Here is a 16,417-nt window from a genome sequence, read left to right as displayed (position 1 = left end):
ACCGCCCGATCAAAAATAATGCCAGAAATTCGACGCCCGCGCCCGCTCCGGATCGCCGTCGAACACGATCTGTCCGTTGTTCATGATCACCACCCGATCGGCAATCTGCATCGCCGCGGCGACGTTCTGCTCCACCAGCACCGCCGTCATGGCGTGCGACTTGCACACCTCGCGCACCTGCTGGAACATCCGCGAAACAAGGTTCGGGGCCAGCCCGATCGAGGGTTCGTCCAGCATCAGGCAGCGCGGTGTCCCCAGGATCGCCAGCGACAGCGCCAGCATCTGCTGCTGTCCTCCGCTCATGCTGCCCGCCCGAGTGCCCTGGCGTTCGCGCAGCACCGGGAACAATTGATAGACCGCCGCCGTGTCGAACATCGCACCCGGACCGACATTGCGCGCACCCACCACGTCGAGGTTCTCGGCCACACTCAGATCGGGAAAGATCCCCCGCCCCTCCGGCAGCAGCCGCAGCCCCAGCGCCACCCGTTCGGCAACGCCAAGCCGATCGATCCGCTTGCCGTCGAACAGCGTCTCCCCGGCGCTTGGCCGCAGCAGACCCATGATCGCCTTCAGCGTGGTGGTCTTGCCGGCTCCGTTATGACCCAGCAAGGCCAGGATCTGTCCCGGATCCAACGCCAACGACACCTCCGAAATCACCGTCTTCGCGCCATAACCGGCGCTAAGCCGGCGCAACGACAACACCATCAGATCGCACCGCCGAAATAGATCTCCGCCAGCGCCGGATCGTTGACGATGCTGTCGGGCGACCCTTGGGCCATCAGATGGCCCTGATGCAGGAACAGCACGTCGTCGGCGATCTGCTGCACCACGCGCGTGTTGTGCTCCACCACCAGCAGGGTCTTGCCGTCGTCACGCAGCCGGTGCAGCAGCGTCATCACCCGCTCCAGCGCGCCGGCGGACAGGCCGGACGCAGGCTCGTCCAGCAGCAGCAACTCGGCGCCCGTCGCCAGCACGCGGGCGATGATCAGCAGCTTCTGCTCACCATAGGAAAGGTTGCGAACAATACTATCGGCCCGCTCCGACAGGCCGACACGATCCAGCATGGCGCGCGCCTGGTCGCGCCGCCCGCGTTGCGCGACGGCGACGTGGAACGGGCGGAAGATCGCCGCGATCGGCTCCTCGCCGACCTGGGCCGGAAGCCCGGCCAGCACGTTGTCGAGCACCGTCAGGTCGGTGAACAGGCGCAGGTTCTGAAACGTCCGCGCGATGCCGGCGGCGACGATGGCCTGTGGCTTCCAACCGTCCAGCGCCTGGCCCTTGAACCGCACCGACCCGGCATCGGGGCGCAGAAAGCCGGTGATGACGTTGAAGATCGTGGTCTTGCCGGCGCCGTTCGGGCCCACCAGGCAGGTGACGCGACCCTGCTCGACGCTCAGGCTGCAATCGTTCAGCGCCTTCAGGCCGCCGAAGCTGACCTCAAGACCGCTCGCCTGTAGATACGCGGTCATAGCTTTTCCCCCGCCAGCCCCTGCGGACGGAACAGCATGAAGGCGATCAGCAGCACGCCATAGAGCAACTGCCTGGCGGCGGCGGCGACGGTTGTCGGGATCGCCACCAAGGTCAGCACCTGCGGCAGCGCCAGCAGCAGGAACGGGCCCAGGATCGAGCCCGCCAGGGTGCGCGCACCGCCCACCACCACCATGGTCAGCAGCAGGATCGAGGCGTCGAGGTCGAACGACGATGGATCGATGAAGCTCAGGAACGTCGCATACAGGCCACCGGCTGTCCCGGCGAACGCGCCGGCCAGTGCGGCGGCCGATACCTTCGCCCGCAGCACGCTCTTGCCCGACGCGGCGACCGCAAGCTCGTCCTCGCGGATCGCCCGCAGCAGCCGCCCGAACGGGGCGCGCATCACCAGCCAGAAAACCAGGCAGCCGACCAGCATGGCGCCGAGGCAAAGTGCGGCGACCGAGGACGTGGAGTCCAGCGCCTTGCCGGCAAGGTCGGGGGCTGGGATGCCGGGCAGCCCGTTGGCGCCCCCGGTGCCGGCGGTCCAGTTGGTGAACACCGCGGTCGCCAGCAACTGGATGCCGAAAGACGTTACAACGAAGTAATCGCCGGCTACCCGCAACGCCGGCAGCGTCACCAGTATGTTCAGCACGATGCAGCCCAGCGCCGCGATCGCCAGCGCCGGCAGGAACGAGGCCAGGTCGTTCATCAACAAATAGGCGACGATATAGGCGCCCACCCCGAACACCGCCGCCTGCGAAACCGAAAAGATGCCGGCGATGCCGACCAGCAGGTTGGTGGACAGCCCAAGCAGCACGTAGATCGAGGCCAAAGTGAGGTAGCTAAGCCAGAAATCCATCGCTCAGCGCGCCGCCGCGAACAGCCCGGTGGGGCGGAACAGCATGAAGATGACGAAGATGAAGAAGGTGATGCCGATGCTCCACTCGCCGGGGATGAACAGCAACGACATGTTCTGCAGCCCGGCGATGACGATCGACAGCACGAAGGCGCCGGTGATGCTGCCGACGCCGCCGGCGATCATCGCGATGGTGGCGGTCAGCAGCGGCGTCACCCCGCCATAGGGTTGCAGCCCGAAATCCAGCGGCACCAGCACGCCCGGAAGGCAGACCAGCGCCGAGGCGATCGCCATCACATAGACATGCACCCGATGCGGCCGCAGCCGAGTGATCTCGGCCAGCAACGGATTGGACGCCACCGCCCTGATCTGCTTGCCCTGGATGCTGCGATGGGCAAACAGCATCACTCCGACATAGGCCACCAGGCTCAGCGCCACGGTCAGCAGTTGCGTCACCGTCAACCGGACGTTGCCGGCCACGGTAAACACGCGCGATCCCCACGGCAGGTCGAACTGCAGGATGTTGGCTGTATAGACGGCCGCCAGGATGTTCTGGATCACCGCCAGCAGCCCCAGCGATGCGATCAGCACCACCAGATGGGTCGCCCTGCTGCGCTCCAGCCTGGCATACAGCAACGCCTGGATCAGGGCGCCCACCACGGTGCACGCGACCAGCGCGACCAGGAACGCCAGCGGTGCCGGCAAGCCGAACCGCAGCATCGACCAGGCGATGTAGCCGGCCATCGTATAGACGCCGGCATGGGCGACATGGAAGATCTTGGTGGTGGCGTAGACCAGCGAGAAACTCACCGCGACAATGCCCAGCGCGCAGCCGGTCACGATCCCATTGCACAGCAGTTGCAGCGCCAGCATCGCGGCGATCCGGTCAGTCGGTGCTGGTCTGCTTGATGGTGACGTCCTTGCCGCCCTGCATCATGTCGATGTCCAGCGGCACCGTCGCGGTGTTGCTGTTGAACTGCAGCGGGATCAGGCCCTGGAACTTGCGGATGGCAAACAGCGCGTCGTGCATGTTCTGCCCGGTCAGCGGTTTGCCCTCGGACAGCAGCTTGTCGGTCACCGCCAGCACGATCTGCGTCGCGTTGTAGTATTGGCGGACGAAGAACTCCATATCGACGCCGAACTTGGCTCGGAACGCCGCCGCCAGGTCGGGCGGTGCGTCGATCCGCACCTGAGTGTGCACGAAACCTTCCGAAGTCGGGTCGGCGATGGTGACGGGATCGGCGAAGAAGGTGGTCCCGGCGACGGTGAACTTCAGCCCGAGCTGCCTGTATTGCTGCGCCATCTGCAGCAGGCCGGCGGTGATCGAGACCAGCATCACCTGCGGCTTGGCGTCGGCCAGTTTCAACAGCGCCGGGCGGTAGTCGGTCTGGCCGAACTGCGCCGGTTCCTGCGACAGGATGGTGCCGCCGGCCTGGGGGAAGTATTTTTCGAAGTCATCGCGCCCGGAAATCCCGGCGGCGTCGTTCTCATACAGGATCGCGCCCTGTTTCTTGCCTTCGCCGACCAGATAGCGCGACAGCACCTTGATCTCGTCGCCGATGGTGGGAAGCGTATTGACCAGATAGGGCGACGCAGTGGCCAGCTTGTCGGCCTGTGCACCGGCGTTGATCAGCAGGATCTTCTTGCGCGTCGCCAACGGCGCCATTGCCAGCGACGGGCCGGAATAGGCGGTAAAGATCAGCGGCACCTTCTGCAGATCGACCAGCTTGTTGAAGCTCAGGATGGACTGATCGGGCTTCGCCTGGTTGTCCTCGAACAGCACCTCGATCTTGTTGCCGTGCACGCCGCCGGCAGCATTGGCCTTATCGATGGCGAACTGGATGCCGCGCATCTGCTGGGTGCCGATCATCGCCCCCGGCCCGGTCAGCGGCAGGATGGCGCCGAACCGGATGGTCTCGGCGCGCGCGCCGGTTGCGACCAGGCCGGTCGCAAGCAAAAAGGCGGCGAGGATCACAACCCCGCTTCTGGTGATGGAGCGCATGGACGTTTTCCCCGCTGGTGTGCTGCCCCAACCTCGGTCGCGAGGGCGACCCTCCGACCCGGGGATGCTTGTCGCGGCAGGCTTATGCGCGCCACCCCGCGCGGTCAAGTTCGCCGCGCCGGAGAGCTCCGTCCGGCCTTGACGTTCGCCGGGTTCTGATCTGCTGTGCCGGCAGGACGTCAAGAACCTAGCCAGCACAGGAGGATCGCCGTGGAATTCGGGTATTTCTCGATGCCGTCACATCCGCCGGAACGCGCCCTGAAGGCCGGCCTGGACTGGGACCTGCAAACCCTGCGCTGGCTCGATGAACTGGGCTACAGCGAAGCCTGGATCGGCGAGCACCACACCGCGCCGTGGGAGCCGAACCCGTCCCCCGACCTGCTGATCGCCCAGGCGCTGCTGCAGACCAAGCGGCTGCGCATCGGCCCGGGCGGTTTCCTGCTGCCCTATCACCACCCGGCCGAACTGGCCAACCGGGTGGCGATGCTGGATCACATGTCGGACGGCCGGCTGATGTTCGGCGTCGCCGCCTCCGGCCTGCCCAGCGACTGGGCGATGTTCAATGTCGATGGCATGTCCGGCACCAACCGCGAGATGACGCGCGAGGCGCTCGATATCATCCTGCGGATGTGGAGCGACGAGCCGTCGTTCCAGTACCGCGGCAAATTTTGGAACGTTGACAAACCCGAACCGATGTTCGGCACCCTCAAGCCCCACCTGAAGCCGCTGCAGCGGCCGCATCCGCCGATCGGCGTAGCCGGCCTGTCGAAGAACTCCGACACGCTGAAGATGGCCGGCGAACACGGCTTCCTGCCGCTCAGCCTGAACCTCAACCCGTCCTACGTCGCCACCCATTGGGCGGCGGTCGAGGAAGGCGCGAAACGCACCGGTCGCACCCCGCACCGGCGCGACTGGCGCATGGTGCGCGAGGTGTTCGTCGCCGACACCGACGCCGAGGCGATGCGCCTGGCGGTCGGCGGCATGATGGGCCGCATGATGCGGGAGTATTTCCTGCCCCTGCTGGCCCAGTTCGGTTTCCTCGAATACCTCAAGCACGATCCATCGGTCCCCGATTCCGATGTCACTCCGGAATATTGTGCCCGGTATAACTGGTTGGTCGGTTCGCCCGCCACGGTCGCGGAAAGGCTGGAACGCGTCTATCGCGACGTCGGCGGCTTCGGCAGCCTGCTGGTGTTCGGCTTCGACTACGCCGACCAGCCCGAGGCCTGGCACAATTCGCTGCGGCTGCTGGCGCAAGAGGTGGCGCCGCGGGTGGAACACCTGACCCCGCGCTAAACCGGCTTCGCCGCATGACCCATGTGCTGCACCGCTCCGGCGCCATCCCGCCGCTCGCCGTCGGCGGCGACGGCCTGTTCATCCACACCGCCGACGGCCGCCGCGTGCTCGATGCGTCCGGCGGCGCAGCCGTCGCCTGCCTGGGGCACGGCAACCGCCGCGTCGCCGACGCCATCGGGCGCCAAGCCGCCACCATGGCCTACGCCCACACCGGCAGCTTCACCAACCAGCCAGCCGAGGACCTCGCCGACATCATCCTCCACGACGAACCGGGCGGCCTGACCCGCGCCTGGTTCTGCTCCTCCGGCTCCGAGGCCAACGAGGCGGCAATCAAACTGGCGCGGCAATACTTCCTGGAAATCGGCCAGCCAAGCCGCGTGCGCACCATCGCCCGCCGCCAGTCCTACCACGGCACCACGCTGGGCGCGCTCGCCGCCGGCGGCAACATGATGCGCCGCAGCCACTACGAACCGATGCTCGGCCAGACCCACAGCCTGGTCTCGCCCTGTTTCTCATATCGGTTCAAAAACGACGACGAGACCGACGCGCAATACCTCGACAGGCTGGCCCACGAACTGGAGGCCGAATTCCAGCGCGTCGGCCCGGACACCGTGATGGCATTCCTCGCCGAACCGGTGGTCGGCGCCACCACCGGCTGCGTCACCGCGTTGCCCGGCTACTTCCAGCGCATACGAAGCATCTGCGACCGCCACGGCGCGCTGCTGATCCTGGATGAGGTGATGTGCGGCATGGGCCGCACCGGCTCGATGCACGCCTGGGAACAGGAATCGGTCACCCCCGACATTGAGGTCATCGCCAAGGGCCTCGGCGGCGGCTACCAGCCGATCGGCGGCATCCTGATCGCCGATCGCATCGTGCGCGCCCTGGCCGACGGCTCCGGCGGCTTCCTGCACGGCCAGACCTACCAGGCCCATCCCGTCGCCTGCGCCGCCGCGCTGGAGGTGCAGCGCATCATCCACGAAGACGATCTCATCGCCAACGTCCAGGCCATGGGGCAACGCCTGGAAGCCGCGCTGCACGACCGCTTCGGCAACCACCGCCATGTCGGCGACATCCGCGGCCGTGGCCTGTTCCGGGCGCTGGAGTTCGTCACCGACCGCGCCACCAAGGCGCCGTTCGACCCGACACTGAAGCTGCACGAACGGGTCAAGGCCGAGGCGATGGCCCGCCACCTCGCCACCTATCCGATGGGCGGCACGATCGACGGCAGGCAGGGCGACCACGTCATCCTGGCGCCCCCCTACATCGCCAACGCCGGCGATATCGACACCATTGTGCAGCGCCTGGGCGATGCGGTGGACGCGGCGCTGGATCGCCTCTGATCGACGCCTCTGAGAAGCATTCGCATCATTACGCTCGCCACTTGACGATACTGCGATCTCGGCCACATTGCCGGCGTCATGCGCAACTTCTCAGAGTTGACCGAACGCGAAATCCTCGCCCTCGCCATCGCCAACGAGGAAGAGGATGGCCGCATCTATCTCGACATCGCCGAGGGCCTGCGCGCCGACTATCCCGGCAGCGCCAACGTGTTCACCGAGATGGCGGCCGAGGAAGGTGATCACCGCCACCGCCTGCTGGAAGTCTACCGAGCGAAATTCGGCGAACACATCCCGCTGATCCGCCGCCACGACGTGCGCGGCTTCGTCCACCACAAGCCGGTCTGGCAGATGTATCCGATGAACCTCAAGGCGGTGCGCAACCTGGCCGAAAGCATGGAGACCGAGACCCAGGGCTTCTACCGCCGCGCCTCGGCGCGCAGCGAGGACGTCACCATCCGCAAGCTGCTGGGCGACCTGGCCGACGCCGAGGTCGAGCACGAGCACCGCGCCGACCAGTTGGTGGAGGAAAACCTGCCCGCCAACGTGCGCCGCGCCGAGGACCTGCGCGCCCGCCAGTCGTTCGTGCTGCGGGTGATCCAGCCCGGCCTCGCCGGCCTGATGGACGGATCGGTTTCAACCCTGGCGCCGGTGTTCGCCGCTGCCTTCGCCTCGGGCAAGACCTGGGAGACCTTCCTGGTCGGCCTGGCCGCCTCGGTCGGGGCCGGGATCTCGATGGGCTTCGCCGAGGCGCTGTCGGACAACGGCAGCCTGACCGGGCGCGGCGCCCCGCTGATCCGCGGCGGCATCTGCGGCCTGATGACGACGGCGGGCGGCATCGGTCACACCCTGCCGTTCCTGATCCCGTATTTCTGGACCGCGATGGCGGTCGCGATCGCGGTGGTTATCGTCGAGCTGGCGGTGATCTCCTGGGTGCGCTGGAAATACATGGACACCCCGCCATTGTCGGCAACGCTGCAGATCGCCTTCGGCGGCGCGCTGGTGTTTGGCGTCGGCATCCTGATCGGCAGCGGTTGAAAAATCCGGATACGCAACGAACACCAGCGCGGTTCGGCTACACGACGCTCAGCCCGACATCGACGTTGCCGCGCGTCGCATTCGAATAGGGGCAAATCTGATGAGCGGTCTCGACCAGCTTCTGCGCGGCGGCGCGGTCGACCCCGGGCAGCTCCACCCGCAGGTCGGCGGTGATGCCGAAGCCTCCCTCCGACCGAGGGCCTATGCCAACCGTCGCGGTCACCTTCGCCTCGGCGGGAACCGCAAGCTTGAGCTGCTGGCCGGCCGCTTTCAGCGCGCCGATAAAGCACGCCGAGTAACCCGCCGCGAACAACTGCTCCGGGTTGGCGCCAGTCCCACCGCCGCCGCCCAGCTCTCGCGGTGTCGATAATTTAACAGCGAAGCTGCCGTCGGCCGAGCTGGCCTCGCCATCACGGCCCCCGATGGCAGTGGCAGTCGTGCGATACTTGACGTCGACCGGCATGATGATGTCCTCCGAACTGACCAGGCAGCCAGCTAAGCGGCATTCTCCAACCGAGGCAAATCGTCCGATCGCACTCGTGGCGCCCGTTGGCTGCGAGGCGTTCGCCGCCGCCCTACACGCGTCGAATCGCGGACGCTCGCGTCTCGCGCCTCTCTGCGATCGGATACTAACTGCGCGACGCCGTCCTGGCCGGAACGCCGCCAAGCAGCGGGCCAAGGCCCTCGGCCATCGTCAGATGCGCGATCACCGCATCGCGCAGCCTCATGTAAGACAGCCCGGCCAGCATCGCGGTCTGCACCGGGCCATCACCTCGCCGGCTTCCGAACCGATCATCGTGAAGCCAAGGATGCTGTCGTCATCGGCACTTACCAGAACCTTCACGAAGCCCCGGGTCTCGTCGGTCGCCTCGGTGCGCAGCACATTCCGCGTCGGCAGCGTCGCTACCCGCGCCGCGATGCCCCGCCGCCGCGCCTCTTGTTCCGACAGGCCGACCCGCGCCAGCGGCGGATCGGTGAACATCACATGCGGAATGATCCGGTCGTCGGTGCTTCGGTTGCCGCCCGCCATGTTGTCCCTGACGATCCTGAAATCATCGACCGAGACATGCGTGAACTGCGGACTGCCGGCGCATTCGCCGATCGCCCACACGCCGGCGGCGCTGGTCTCCAGCCGTGTGTTGACACGGATGAAGCCCCGCGCATCCAGCGCAATGCCGGCTTCGCGGGCACCGATATCGGCGGTGTTGGCAAGCCGCCCGGTCGCCACCAGAAGATCGCTGCCTTCGACCATGCCTTCGGACCCGCCCGTGCGAATGGTCACCGCCACCGCATCGCCCGAAACACCGCGCACGGAAAGCGGTTCCGCATTCAACACGACATCGACGCCCTCGTCCGCCAGGATGGACTGCGTTTCGCCCGCCACGTCCGCGTCTTCACGGCCCATGAGCTGGCGCCCCGGTTCGATGATCGTCACCCGGCTGCCGAAGCGGCGATAGGCCTGCGCCATTTCAATTCCGGTATAGCCCCCGCCGAACACGATCAGGTGCGGCGGCAGGTTGTCGAGCTCCAGCGCTTCAATGTGGCTGATCGGCCGCGCCGCCGCGAGACCGGCTATATCGGGCATCGCCGCATGGGAGCCGACATTGACCACCACCTGTTCGCCGCTCAGCAGGCGAACGCCGGCGTCGTTCAGCGCGACCTCGATCGTCCTCGGGGCGACGAAGTGCCCGCTGCCCATGATCAGCTCCGCGCCGCTTTCCTTGTAGGCATTGAGGTGAAATGCGTTCTCGCGGTCGACCATGTCCTGCTTGCGCCCTGCTTGCGCCGACGCACCTTGCTCATGTCGGTCCGCGGCCTATCCGTTACTATACCAAACTGATCCGCACTCGCCACCAGATGAGCAACCCTCGCGCTCCATAGTTCGTTCTTCGAAGGCAAGCAGGCGACCGCGGGACAAGACCCACCCACCCACCGGCGCTCGACCACGGCAACCCGTTTTCCCGCGCGGCCCATGTGCCAGGCGAGCAGCTTGCCGCCCTGTCCGCTGCCCAGGATCAGAATGTCAAAGTGCTCCGGCTCGGCCATTCGTCATCCCTCCACGTTTCTGGTTTCCAATCTGCCGCGGCGCGTCAACCGCCAAGGAACGCGCGTATCGCCGTGGCGATCTCGGGCGCATGCGTCTCCAGCGCGAAGTGACCGGTGTCGAGCAAGCGGACGACCGCGGCCGGAATATCGCGTTTGAAAGCCTCCGCGCCGGCCGGCAGGAAGAACGGATCGTTTTTGCCCCACACCGCCAGCAGCTTCGGTTGATGCGCCCGAAAGTAATTCTGGAAACTCGGGTAGAGCGCCACGTTGCTCTTGTAGTCGCCGAGTAAATCCAGTTGCACCTCGTCGGCGCCCGGCCGGCCGAGGTAGAAATTGTCCAGCGACCAACCGTCCGGTGAAATCGCCGCCGCATCGCTCACCCCGTGGCTATACTGCCAACGGGTCGCTTCAGGCTCGAGCAACGCACGCAACGCGGCGCGGTTGGCTGGTGATGGGTCCTGCCAGTAGGCCCGAATTGGCGTCCAGGCATCGCTCAGGCCGTCAGCGTAGGCATTGCCGTTCTGCGAGATGATCGCGGTAATTCGATCCGGATGCTTGACCGCGATGCGGAAGCCCGTCGGCGCGCCGTAATCGAACACATAGAGCGCAAAGCACCGGATGCCGATGACCTCGGTAAAGCGGTCGATGACGTCGGCGATATGGTCGAACGTAGCGCGGACGGGCATGCCGGACTGGCCAAAACCAGGCAGATCGGGCGCCACCAGATGAAACTGTTCAGCCAGCAGCGGGATAAGATCACGAAACATGTGTCCCGAACTGGGAAAACCATGCAGCAACAGCAGCACCGGTGCATCCGCCGCCCCGGCCTGCCGGTAGAACACCTTCACCCCGTCCACATCAGCGGAATGATACTTGATACCGATCATGCAGCTTCCCTCCATCCATAACCGGACTGAAACCCATCAGACGGTCGCTACCCGGTGCGCCCTTGGCGGCTGATGGTTTCCGCCGCGGCCCTCAGAATGATACCGGCCACAACGTCGGGCGCGGTCACCAGCGGCATGTGATCAACCGGGTGTGTCTCCAAAGTCGCCCGCATCCGGTTCGCCATGAACCGCTGCGTCTCACCCGCGATCATGCGATCCTCCCCAGCCAGCAGGAACCAGCTCGGCAGGTCCCGCCACCGCGGCAAACCCACCTTGACGCCGATGCAGGCGGCAGCGATCGGCCGTTGCACCGCGGCCAACACCGCCTGCTCCTCGGCCGAGGCGCGCGGTGCGAAGGCTTCGGAAAACGCCTGCGCCGGAAGCCAGATCATCCCATGCGCATCGGGCGCAAGCTTCGGCGCCTTGGGATGCGGCGCGGCGCGATAGAACACATCCGCGACCGTCTCGCCCTGATCAAGCGCCAGCGCCGCGATGTAGACGAGTGATCCGACCTTCTCGCACCGGCTTTCCGCGATCACCGCGCCAGCATAGGCATGACCGGCCAATACGACCGGACCCTCGACACGCTCCAGGCAGCGGTCGAGCGCCGCCACGTCGTCGGCCAGCGAACTCAGCGGCAACGCGGCCGCGACCGCTCGGACACCTCTGGCCCGCAACAAGCCGATGACCTTGCCCCAGCTCGACCCATCAGCCCAAGCGCCATGGGCAAGCACGACCGTCCCGTTCCCGTCCGCCATCTTCCCCCTCCCCCATCGTCTAGCCGCGACCAAGAATAACCGCTCTAAAGCGCTTGAACAGGTTACAAAACAGCCCGCGGCTTGTCAATCGCCCGCCGACCAATTACTTGCAGTATAGAGATGATCGTGTCCCGCCAGGAGCCTGGATGGCTACAAGCCGCGCCCCCGCCGTATTCGTCGCCGACGCACCCGCCCTCGACTTTCTGAACTCGATCGCCACGCCAACCAGCACACCGATCGACTGGATCGACGATGGGGAAGGCCTGCTGGCATGGCTGGACCAAGCCCACCTCGTGCCGCCGCAGGAAATCAAGCGCCTGCGGGCGCGAGCAATGCCGGGAGAATTCGACACCGTCGCCGCGCAGGCTCGGGCCTTGCGCGAGTGGTTCAGGAGCTTCGTGCGCGAGCGCATGGGACGATCCCTCGTCGCCGCCGACCTCGGGGCGCTCGCGCCGCTCAATCGGCTGCTCGGACGCGACGAGGTGTTCAGCCAGATCGTCGCCCACGCCCAGGGCGATGCCATGCGGCTGCAGCCGACGCGGCGCTGGCGCTCACCCGAATCGCTGCTGCTGCCGATCGGCGAGGCGCTGGCAAGATTGGTCTGCGAAGAGGACTTTGCCAACATCAAGGCCTGCGAGGGCCATTACTGCACGCTGCTCTTCGCCGACCACACCCGCGGTCGAGCCCGCAAATGGTGCAGCATGGGAATCTGCGGCAATCGCGCCAAACAGGCGGCTCATCGCCACCGACATACGCAATGAGAGCTTGGCTTGCCCGCCGCCACCAGACCGGCGACAATACTGTCAAACCGTCACGCGCTCGGCGAGAAAGAGCAACCACGCCCCACCTCGGCTCCGACCAAGGCCCTGGTTCTGCCCCCGACACGAACGCATCAGGACGCCAATGAGCCAAGCCCTGTCGTTGCTGCCCGCTACCCCCGCCGATGTCGACGCGATCCGTTCGCTGACCCGGGAAGCGTACGCCAAATGGATACCGATCATTGGACGTGAGCCCAAGCCAATGCAGGCCGACTACGCGGAAGCAGTGGCCAAACACCGTATCGACCTGCTGTATCTCGACGGCCACCTGGCGGCGCTCATCGAGATGATCCCCGGGATCGACCATCTGCTGATCGAGAATGTCGCGGTTTCCCCGGCGTCTCAGGGCAAGGGTCTCGGTCGACGGCTACTGGCGCACGCCGAAAAGGTGGCCGCGTCGTTGCGCTGCCCTGAACTCAGACTTTACACCAACAAACTGTTCGCCGGGAATGTGGCGCTCTACCTGAAGCTGGGCTATCGCATCGATCGTGAGCAGGCGTCCAACCTCGGCATCGCCGTCTACATGAGCAAATCTGTTCAAGCATGATCGGACAGCTTCGGCCTTTGTCATGCGGAAACCGCGTCCTACCCCCGGCACCACCCAGCAATCTGCGCATGGGTCGCGAACCAGCACCCACCCTTCGCCTTCATGTGCCCGATCAACCGCCCCAGCAGCGGCAGCCGCGAACGGTGGCCGGTGATGTGCGGATGCATGGTCAGCAGGAACATTCCGCCCTCGTCCCAAGCCCCATCAAACTCCGCGGTGAAGATCTCCTCCACCGCCGAGGGCGGCGTATACGGACGCAGTCCAGAGAACCGAAGCATGTTGAAATAAACCGCATCGTCGCGAATCCATTCCGGAGGCAGTTCGACAATGCCGGTCGGCTCGCCCTGGTCCTCCAGTTCATAAGGATCGTCATCCGCCATCAGGCTGCTGTCGTACAACAGCTTCATCTCCCGGATGATATCCAGCGTGTTGACCGAGAAGTCCCAGCTCGCGGTGCGGATGCCCACCGGCTCGACACCGCTGACCTTGGCCAGCGTCTCCCGCGCTCGCAGCGTCAGTTCGCGCTCCGCCTCCCGAGGCAGTGACGTATTGACCTCGTGTATCCACGAATGAATGCCGATCTCGTGCCCATCGCCCGCCACCGCGCGCACCTCATCCGGGTGCAGCAAGGCCGACACCGCGGGATAGAAGAAAGTCGCCGGCACCGACTCCCGCTCCAGCAGCTTGCGGATCCTGGGCGTCGCCTGCCTGGCACCGTACTGGCCCTGGCTGATCCGCATCGGGCTAGGGTCGTTGTCGCGCAGCGGGATGGTCTCGTGATCGGCGTCGAAGCTGATCGCCACCGCGCAGCGCGCACCCTGCGGCCAAGCCGCCGGCTTCAAGCTGCGCCCGGCGCGAGCCCGCCCCACCATCGTCCGCCAGGTCTGTTCCGGCCATTGCCACGGTTCGGTGCTCATGCGGGGTTCCCTCAATGCGCTGCGACCGCCATGCTGCACCCAGACCGCCGCTTTGGAAAAGAGCCCCATGCCCGACCTCGATCCCGCCCTGCTGACCGCCGAGGACATGCTCGCCGCCTACGCCCGACAGCAGCTCAGCCCGGTCGACGTGCTGCAGGCCATCACCGAACGCGTGGCTCGGCTGAACCCGGGGCTGAACGCCTTCGCCGTGATGAACCCTGCCGCGCTGCAGGCGGCCGCCGACAGCGCGTCACGCTGGCGCGCCGGCCGCCCGCTCGGCATCCTGGACGGCGTGCCGTGCACGGTGAAGGACCTGGTGGACCTGGCCGGCTTCCCGACCCGGCGCGGCAGCCGCACCACCAGCCCCGAACCGGTGCCCGACGACGCCCCGATGGTGCTGGGACTGAAGGCGGCGGGCGCGGTGATCCTGGGCAAGACCACCACCACCGAGTTCGGCTGGAAGTCGCCCGGCGACTGTCCGCTGCACGGCATCACCCGCAATCCCTGGAACCCGGCCCACACCACCGGAGGCTCGTCCTCGGGCGCCGCCGCGGCCGCGGCCGCCGGGTTCGGCCCGCTGCACATCGGCACCGACGCCGGCGGATCGGTGCGCATCCCGGCGGCCTGGTGCGGCCTGGTCGGGCTGAAGCCGACCTACGGCCGCATCCCGCAATGGCCGGCCAGCGCCTTCGCCAGCGTCGCCGTCGCCGGCCCGATCACCCGCAGCGTGCGCGACGCCGCGCTGATGTTCGGGGCGATGGCACGTGCCGACCTGCGCGATCCGTTCTGCCTGCCGGATGATCCGCGCGACTGGCTGGATGGCATCGAGGCCGGCGTCTCCGGCCTCACCGTGGGCGTGCTGAACAATCCCGGCTTCGACGCTCCGGTCGATGCCGATGGCATCGCTGCAGTGGAGCGGGCGGCGCAATTGCTGGCCGACGCCGGCGCCTATGTCGAACCGGCCGACGCCGGCCTGCCCGACACCAGCGCCGTGTTCGCACGCGTCTGGGGCGCGGCGCTGTCGCGCCTGGTGGCGGGTCTGCCGTCGCAGTTGGCCGGCCTGCTCGATCCCGGTATCCGTGAGGTCGCCGAAACGCTCGGCGGCATGACCGCGATCGAGTTCATGGACGCCGAGGCCACCCGCGCCGCCGCCGGCCACGCCATGGCCAGGCTGCACCAGCGCTACGACCTGGTGCTGTGCCCCACCGTTCCGGCCGGGCCGCCGCTGGCCGACGCGCCGACCACCGATCCGGTGCGCGCGCTGTGGACCGAATGGGCGCCGTGGACCTTCGCCTTCAACCTGACGCGCCAGCCGGCGATCTCGGTGCCGATGGGACCGCGCGGCGACGGCCTGCCGAACTCGGTGCAGATCGCGGCGGCGCAGTTCCGCGACGACCTGGTGCTGCGCGCGGCACGCTTGATCGAACTGGCGCAGCCCTTCGGGGTCGCCGATCTGGACTGATGACGGCCGTAACTTAATCGCAACGTTCCGGCGCCCACCATCGGAACTTAGCCGCAACGTGTTGGCGCCCCCACCCCGGGATCGCCATGATCGAAACTTAAGAGAAACGTCCAAGCCGCCACTGAAATCTCGCACCGCGCACCTAAGCGGTCAGCTCTCCAACACCAGCAACCCATAGCCGGTGGTCAGCGGAGCGGTATAGTTGCGATGCACCCGCCTCACCCGATCACCGAGCGCGCCGCGCATCGCCAGCCACATGATCATCTCGACGCCCTCGGTGCCGCCGCGTTCCATGTACTCCTGGATCGACAGCGCCGAAAGTCCGGCCGGATCGCTCTCCAGCCGGTCCATGAATTCATGGTCCCACGCCTCGTTGTGCCGACCATAGGCCGCGCCGTGCAACTGATGCGTCAGCCCGCCGGTGCCGACCACCACGATGCGCCGTCCACCCGGATACGATTCGATCGCCCGCCGCAACGCAGCGCCCAGCCGGAACAGCCGCCGCGCCGTCGGGATCGGGTGCTGGATCACGTTCACCGCCAGCGGCACCACCGGCACTTTCCAGTCGGTATCGGTCAGCAACGGCAGGAACGACAGGATGCCGTGATCCAGTGCCATCTCCTGGCAGATCGTCGGATCGAACTCGTCTTCCACCAGCGATCGAGCCAGATGCCAGGCAAAATCCGGGTCGCCCGGCAAGTCGGCCAGCGCCCGCTTGCCCCAGCCCTCGTCCGCCTGCGCATGCACCGCCCCGACTCCCAGCGCGAAGGTCGGATAGGCGTCGAAGAAGAACTGGTTCACGTGGTCGTTGTAAACGATCAGGAACAGGTCGGGCTTCACTTCGTCCAGCCAGCGTCGCGCCGGAACGTAGCCGTCGAACAGCGGCGCCCACATCGGTTCCCGCTGTTGGCCCTTGTCCCAGGCCACCCCGATCGTCGGAGCGTGCGAGGTGCCGATGCCGCCGATCACCGTTGCCATGG

At 66.6% G+C, this 16,417-nt stretch carries 18 protein-coding genes; 6 read left to right on the top strand and 12 right to left on the bottom strand.

Going from position 1 to position 16,417, the window contains the following annotated elements; all coding sequences use genetic code 11:
- Positions 1-9: 9 nt before the first annotated feature.
- Genes ACQY4T_RS06155 through ACQY4T_RS06135 form a run of 5 tightly spaced genes read right to left on the bottom strand, consistent with a single transcriptional unit; the run spans position 10 to position 4,328 of the window.
- Positions 10-705, bottom strand: a complete 696-nt coding sequence (locus tag ACQY4T_RS06155) for an ABC transporter ATP-binding protein (protein ID WP_428538956.1) — start codon at positions 703-705, stop codon at positions 10-12.
- A complete protein-coding gene (locus ACQY4T_RS06150; RefSeq protein ID WP_428538954.1) occupies positions 705-1,469 on the bottom strand; it encodes an ABC transporter ATP-binding protein in 765 nt (254 codons plus the stop codon). The genes ACQY4T_RS06155 and ACQY4T_RS06150 overlap by 1 nt, the downstream gene beginning before the upstream one ends.
- Positions 1,466-2,329, bottom strand: a complete 864-nt coding sequence (locus ACQY4T_RS06145) for a branched-chain amino acid ABC transporter permease (RefSeq protein WP_428538952.1) — start codon at positions 2,327-2,329, stop codon at positions 1,466-1,468. The genes ACQY4T_RS06150 and ACQY4T_RS06145 overlap by 4 nt, the downstream gene beginning before the upstream one ends.
- A 3-nt stretch (positions 2,330-2,332) precedes the next feature.
- Entirely contained in the window at positions 2,333-3,199 is an 867-nt protein-coding gene (locus ACQY4T_RS06140) for a branched-chain amino acid ABC transporter permease (RefSeq protein WP_428538950.1), read from the bottom strand.
- 13 nt (positions 3,200-3,212) lie between these two features.
- Positions 3,213-4,328: an ABC transporter substrate-binding protein gene (locus ACQY4T_RS06135; RefSeq protein WP_428538948.1), complete on the bottom strand. Its 1,116-nt coding sequence runs from the start codon at positions 4,326-4,328 to the stop codon at positions 3,213-3,215.
- Positions 4,329-4,538: 210 nt separating this feature from the next.
- Here ACQY4T_RS06135 and ACQY4T_RS06130 point away from each other — a divergent pair, with 210 nt between their 5' ends.
- The 3 genes from ACQY4T_RS06130 to mbfA all read left to right on the top strand — a co-directional run bounded on the left by ACQY4T_RS06130 (position 4,539) and on the right by mbfA (position 8,002).
- Entirely contained in the window at positions 4,539-5,624 is a 1,086-nt protein-coding gene (locus ACQY4T_RS06130; RefSeq protein WP_428538946.1) for an LLM class flavin-dependent oxidoreductase, read from the top strand.
- Between the two features lie 14 nt (positions 5,625-5,638).
- The gene (locus ACQY4T_RS06125) at positions 5,639-6,967 is read left to right on the top strand and encodes an aspartate aminotransferase family protein (RefSeq protein WP_428538944.1); all 1,329 of its coding nucleotides are present in this window, start codon (positions 5,639-5,641) and stop codon (positions 6,965-6,967) included.
- 78 nt (positions 6,968-7,045) lie between these two features.
- On the top strand, positions 7,046-8,002 hold the full coding sequence (mbfA, locus tag ACQY4T_RS06120) for an iron exporter MbfA (protein ID WP_428538942.1): 957 nt from the start codon (positions 7,046-7,048) through the stop codon (positions 8,000-8,002).
- 37 nt (positions 8,003-8,039) lie between these two features.
- Here mbfA and ACQY4T_RS06115 read toward each other — a convergent pair whose 3' ends face one another.
- The 5 genes from ACQY4T_RS06115 to ACQY4T_RS06095 all read right to left on the bottom strand — a co-directional run bounded on the left by ACQY4T_RS06115 (position 8,040) and on the right by ACQY4T_RS06095 (position 11,693).
- Positions 8,040-8,465 (bottom strand): organic hydroperoxide resistance protein, encoded by a 426-nt coding sequence (locus ACQY4T_RS06115; RefSeq protein ID WP_428538940.1) that lies wholly within the window; start codon positions 8,463-8,465, stop codon positions 8,040-8,042.
- Between the two features lie 261 nt (positions 8,466-8,726).
- The gene (locus ACQY4T_RS06110; protein WP_428538938.1) at positions 8,727-9,764 is read right to left on the bottom strand and encodes a dihydrolipoyl dehydrogenase family protein; all 1,038 of its coding nucleotides are present in this window, start codon (positions 9,762-9,764) and stop codon (positions 8,727-8,729) included.
- Positions 9,704-10,048, bottom strand: coding sequence for an FAD-dependent oxidoreductase (locus ACQY4T_RS06105; RefSeq protein WP_428538936.1), 345 nt, complete (start codon positions 10,046-10,048; stop codon positions 9,704-9,706). Before ACQY4T_RS06105 ends, ACQY4T_RS06110 begins: the two co-directional genes overlap by 61 nt.
- A 44-nt stretch (positions 10,049-10,092) precedes the next feature.
- Positions 10,093-10,935 carry an alpha/beta fold hydrolase gene (locus ACQY4T_RS06100; protein WP_428538934.1) on the bottom strand — a complete coding sequence of 281 codons (843 nt, stop codon included), beginning with the start codon at positions 10,933-10,935 and terminating at the stop codon, positions 10,093-10,095.
- Positions 10,936-10,982: 47 nt separating this feature from the next.
- Positions 10,983-11,693, bottom strand: coding sequence for an alpha/beta fold hydrolase (locus ACQY4T_RS06095; protein ID WP_428538932.1), 711 nt, complete (start codon positions 11,691-11,693; stop codon positions 10,983-10,985).
- 146 nt (positions 11,694-11,839) lie between these two features.
- Here ACQY4T_RS06095 and ACQY4T_RS06090 point away from each other — a divergent pair, with 146 nt between their 5' ends.
- Both ACQY4T_RS06090 and ACQY4T_RS06085 read left to right on the top strand, forming a co-directional pair.
- A complete protein-coding gene (locus ACQY4T_RS06090) occupies positions 11,840-12,454 on the top strand; it encodes a CGNR zinc finger domain-containing protein (protein WP_428538930.1) in 615 nt (204 codons plus the stop codon).
- Between the two features lie 142 nt (positions 12,455-12,596).
- Complete coding sequence (locus ACQY4T_RS06085; protein ID WP_428538928.1) at positions 12,597-13,058, top strand: GNAT family N-acetyltransferase; 462 nt, start codon at positions 12,597-12,599, stop codon at positions 13,056-13,058.
- Positions 13,059-13,096: 38 nt separating this feature from the next.
- Here ACQY4T_RS06085 and ACQY4T_RS06080 read toward each other — a convergent pair whose 3' ends face one another.
- On the bottom strand, positions 13,097-13,975 hold the full coding sequence (locus tag ACQY4T_RS06080; protein WP_428538926.1) for a polysaccharide deacetylase family protein: 879 nt from the start codon (positions 13,973-13,975) through the stop codon (positions 13,097-13,099).
- 67 nt (positions 13,976-14,042) lie between these two features.
- Here ACQY4T_RS06080 and ACQY4T_RS06075 point away from each other — a divergent pair, with 67 nt between their 5' ends.
- The gene (locus ACQY4T_RS06075; RefSeq protein WP_428538924.1) at positions 14,043-15,437 is read left to right on the top strand and encodes an amidase; all 1,395 of its coding nucleotides are present in this window, start codon (positions 14,043-14,045) and stop codon (positions 15,435-15,437) included.
- A 150-nt stretch (positions 15,438-15,587) separates the two neighbouring features.
- Here the strand turns inward: ACQY4T_RS06075 and ACQY4T_RS06070 are convergent, their stop codons facing one another.
- Entirely contained in the window at positions 15,588-16,415 is an 828-nt protein-coding gene (locus ACQY4T_RS06070) for a class III extradiol dioxygenase family protein (protein ID WP_428538922.1), read from the bottom strand.
- Positions 16,416-16,417 lie beyond the last annotated feature (2 nt).

The organism is Rhodopila sp. (genome assembly GCF_965277825.1).
Lineage (GTDB): Bacteria > Pseudomonadota > Alphaproteobacteria > Acetobacterales > Acetobacteraceae > Rhodopila.
Note: the sequence above shows the minus strand (reverse complement) of the source record. Positions and strands in the feature narration are given on the sequence as shown.